Here is a 3832-nt window from a genome sequence, read left to right as displayed (position 1 = left end):
GATTTGAGTTTACTGGTGGATCAGGCCGCCAGTGCCGCGATTCCCGCGAGGGCGATTTGCGCGTCTTCCGACGATTTCACGCCCGAGACGCCTACCGCGCCAATCACGTGACCGTCGATGATCACAGGCACGCCACCCTCCAGCATGCCTTCGCTGTACGGCGCGGCGGCGAACGCGGTGCGGCCGTTGTTGATCATGTCCTCATAGACCTTCGTATCGCGCCGCCCCAGCGCCGATACCTTCGCCTTGGCCGGCGCGATATGCGACGACAGCGCCGCGGCGCCATCCTGGCGCTGCAGCCACAGCAAATGGCCGCCGTCGTCGACGATGGCGATCGTTACCGGCCAGTTGTTCGCGGCGGCTTCGGCTTCGGCGGCAGCGGCGATCTTCTTGACGTCGGCGCTGGTCAGGTACGGTTTCGACTGCATGGGTGTGTCCTTCTATATTAGTGGTGTGGCGGGATTCTGAGGCCGCGGCTCGTCGCTGGGATACGCGGCCCCATATATCGTTTATGGCTGCTGCTTCGCCTTCAGCCTGGCTTTCAGCTGCGGCATCACCGCCGCCGCCGCCAGTTCGCCCGCCAGGATCGCCTGGTTGCGGCCGTTGAAGTCGGCGCCGCCCATCTTGCCCAGCGCAGGCTGGATCACGATGTCGGCGTCCTTCAGCTCATAGTGGTTCAGGCGCTGGCCCATGATCGTGAAGGTCTGCATCAGCACGTCGAGCGAACTGACCGTGGCCTGGGCGTCGGTCTGGGTCGAGATGTTGACGGCGATGATGAAGTCCGCGCCCATCTCGCGCACGAAGCGCACCGGCACCGGCGCAACCAGCCCGCCATCGACGAACGAGCGTGCACCGATCTTCACCGGCTGGAAGACGCTTGGCACCGCCGACGAAGCGCGCACGGCCTGGCCGGTGTTCCCGCGCTGGAAAAGGATAGGCTGGCCGGAGTTCAGGTCGGTCGCCACCGCGCCGAAACGCAGCTTCAGCTTTTCCATCGGCGCGTTCCTGACCGCCTTGTTCACGTAGCTTTGCAGCGCTTCGCCTTTCAGCACGCCGGTCGATGTGCCGAACAGCGGCAGCGCCCAGTCGGAAATGGTCGCTTCGTCCATCTCCATCGCGGTCTTCTGCAGCGCGAAGCCGGACAGGCCGGATGCATACATTGCACCGACCACGCTGCCGGCACTGGTGCCGACCACGATTTCCGGGTAAATGCCCTGCGCTTCAAGCGCCTTGATCACGCCGATGTGGGCGAAACCGCGCGCGGCGCCGCCGCCAAGGGCGAGGCCGATCTTGATTTTCTTCGGGGGCGCGGCAACTACAGGCGGCGCGACCGGCGCTGGCTGCTGTACCGGCGCCTGGGGCGTGCTGCCGCAACCGGCGAGGATCAATGCGAGGGCAATCAGGGAGCTGCGTTTGGAGTACATATATGACACCGGAGGAACGAGAATGCGATTGTAAACTGTTCTCGCCGTTTATTTTCTTTATCGGGCCGGAGTTATCAAGCCATATGGTTAGCTTAGAATAAAGATCGACATTGATGCATCAGGTCCAGCTGCCCAACGACCAGCTGGCGAATCTGGCGCATGTGTTCTCGAAGTTCATCGGCCCTCATGGGATGGCCAGTACCAGTTATCCGCTTGGTTCGTTCGAGCCGATGTACGCGGGAGGGGCGCTGCAGGTGTCCTTGAGGCGCGAGCGCGAGCGCGCGCGGATCGTGTTCGAGTGCGACATGCTCGATGAGGAGTCGAAAGGACGCGAGGCGCCTGAGCGGTTGACCGCGGAACTCAGCGAGGCGGACATCGAACGGTTCGTGGTTTCGCTGCGCGAGCTGCATGCGGCCGGGGCGGGAGTGGCGCAGCTTCACCTGGATTTGGGAGAATGAGGATGAACCAGCGGCGCCAGGTGGCGAGGATTATCGTTCCGGGGATCGCGGCCGGCGGAGCAATCGGTGGTGGCGTAGGCCTGGATTTGTATCCACCCGCCGTTGGAATCGTCGGGAGCGTCGTCATAGGGGTGGTCGTCGCCGCCGCGGCTTGGCGCGCGCGGCGCGTCAAGGCGCGCTAGCTTCCTGGACTTCGCGGTGAGTTCGGCGGATGCGCTTCGCTTTAGGAATATCCGCTTGCAAGCGGATACCGTTTCGCACGCGAATCGCATGCGATTCGAAACCCGTGCTCCACCGCTTCGCGCTTATCCGCCCTACGGCCCGCCGCTATTTCTTCGGCAGCGACACGATAAAGCTGCTGCCCTTCCCCGCTTCCGACTTGATCGTCAGTGTGCCGCCATGCCGCAGCAGCACGTGCTTGACGATCGCCAGTCCCAGCCCCGTCCCCTGCGTGTCGCGCGAACGGCTCTTGTCGACGCGGTAGAAGCGCTCGGTCAATCGCGCGATGTGCTTCTGCTCGATGCCGATGCCGGTGTCGGTCACCGCAAACTGCGGCCCGCCGCCATTGTTGGTCCACGAGATGTGTACCTTGCCGCCCGCTGGTGTGTAACGCACCGCGTTCGATACCAGGTTGCCGAAGGCGCTGCGCAGTTCTTCGGTGCTGCCCATCACGTCCGGGCCGTCGACGCTGGTCGTAATTTCGTGCTTGCCGCCCGATAGCGCCCTTGCCTCCTGCGCGATCGACTCCACCAGCGCAGGAACGTCGACGTGCTCGGAGCGCAGCGGGTAGTCCATCGACTCCAGCCGCGACAGCGTCAGCATGTCCTCGATCAGCCGCTGCATCCGGTGCGCCTGCTCGGTCATCAGCTTCAGGTGCGCTTCGCGCGAGGCCGGGTCGATCTGCATGCCGCTCGACGCGATCTCGAGGAAGCCGACAATTACCGTCAGCGGCGTGCGCAGTTCATGCGAGGCGTTGGCGATGAAGTCGCGCCGCATCTCTTCGATGCGGTCGGTTTCGGTGGCGTCGTGCGTCACCAAAATCTGGCGCCGGTTCTCGAACGGGATGATCTGGCAGATCAGCTTGCGGTCGCGCAGGCTCAGTGTCAGCGGCTGTTCGTAACGCCCCAGCACGATGTAGTCGATGAAGTCCGGGTGCCTTACCAGGTTGGTCACGCGCATGCCCTTGTCGCGCCCCAGCGTCAGCCCGAGGTGGCGCTCGGCCGCGGGATTGCACCATTCGAGGAACAGCACGTCGTCCATGATGGCTACGCCGTCCGGCAGCAAATGCATCGCCTGGCGGAAGCGCGCCAGCCATTCGGTCAGTTCGGCCTGGTGGCGTTCGTCGTCGCGGCGCAGCCGGTACAGGCGCGAGAAGATGTTGGTCCATGCACCCCAGCCGTCCGGCAGGCGCGAACTATGCGGGTCGTCCATCCACGCGCCAAGCTGGCTGAGGTAGGTCAGCTGGACGTAATACTGGGTCGACATCGCCAGCAGCCCCACCCCCAGGCCGTACACGGCGCCGAACAGCCACCAGACGATGGCGGCGCCGATCACGATGAAAGTCACGCGCAGCAGCGCGGGTATCCAGAACAGCAGCTTTGGGTTCATGTGGACGCTTTATTGTTTTTCGGTGAGCATGTAGCCGACGCTGCGCACGGTCTTGATCAGGTTCTCCGAGTCCTTCAGCGCCTTGCGCAGCCGCAGCACGTGCACGTCGACCGTGCGTTCCTCGATGGCGACGTGGTTGCCCCATACCTTGTCGAGCAGCTGGCTGCGCGAGAACACGCGCTCCGGATGCGCCATCAGGAACTTGAGCAGCTTGAATTCGGCGTGGCCGATGTCGATCTTCTGCTCGCCGATCGACACCGTGCAGCTGACCGGGTCGAGCGTCACCTTGCCCGCCCTCAAAGCTTCCTCGGCATGCTCTGGGCTCTTGCGCCGCAACAGCGC

At 64.0% G+C, this 3832-nt stretch carries 5 protein-coding genes; 1 reads left to right on the top strand and 4 read right to left on the bottom strand.

Going from position 1 to position 3832, the window contains the following annotated elements:
- Positions 1-20: 20 nt before the first annotated feature.
- Both D3872_RS23540 and D3872_RS23535 read right to left on the bottom strand, forming a co-directional pair.
- Entirely contained in the window at positions 21-428 is a 408-nt protein-coding gene (locus D3872_RS23540) for a GlcG/HbpS family heme-binding protein (protein WP_119813047.1), read from the bottom strand.
- 81 nt (positions 429-509) lie between these two features.
- Positions 510-1424, bottom strand: a complete 915-nt coding sequence (locus D3872_RS23535; protein WP_119813046.1) for a patatin-like phospholipase family protein — start codon at positions 1422-1424, stop codon at positions 510-512.
- Positions 1425-1537: 113 nt separating this feature from the next.
- Between D3872_RS23535 and D3872_RS23530 the strand changes: the two genes are divergently transcribed.
- Positions 1538-1882 carry a hypothetical protein gene (locus D3872_RS23530; protein WP_119813045.1) on the top strand — a complete coding sequence of 115 codons (345 nt, stop codon included), beginning with the start codon at positions 1538-1540 and terminating at the stop codon, positions 1880-1882.
- A 327-nt stretch (positions 1883-2209) separates the two neighbouring features.
- Here the strand turns inward: D3872_RS23530 and phoR are convergent, their stop codons facing one another.
- Entirely contained in the window at positions 2210-3490 is a 1281-nt protein-coding gene (phoR, locus tag D3872_RS23520) for a phosphate regulon sensor histidine kinase PhoR (protein WP_119813043.1), read from the bottom strand.
- Between the two features lie 9 nt (positions 3491-3499).
- Positions 3500-3832, bottom strand: a 333-nt coding sequence (locus D3872_RS23515) for a winged helix-turn-helix domain-containing protein (RefSeq protein ID WP_182915909.1), incomplete at its 5' end; no start/stop codon positions are given.

The organism is Massilia cavernae (assembly GCF_003590855.1).
In the GTDB taxonomy this organism is placed as follows: Bacteria; Pseudomonadota; Gammaproteobacteria; order Burkholderiales; family Burkholderiaceae_D; genus Telluria_A; species Telluria_A cavernae.
The sequence above is the reverse complement of the archived record's forward strand: the minus strand, read 5'-3'. Positions and strand labels throughout refer to the sequence as shown.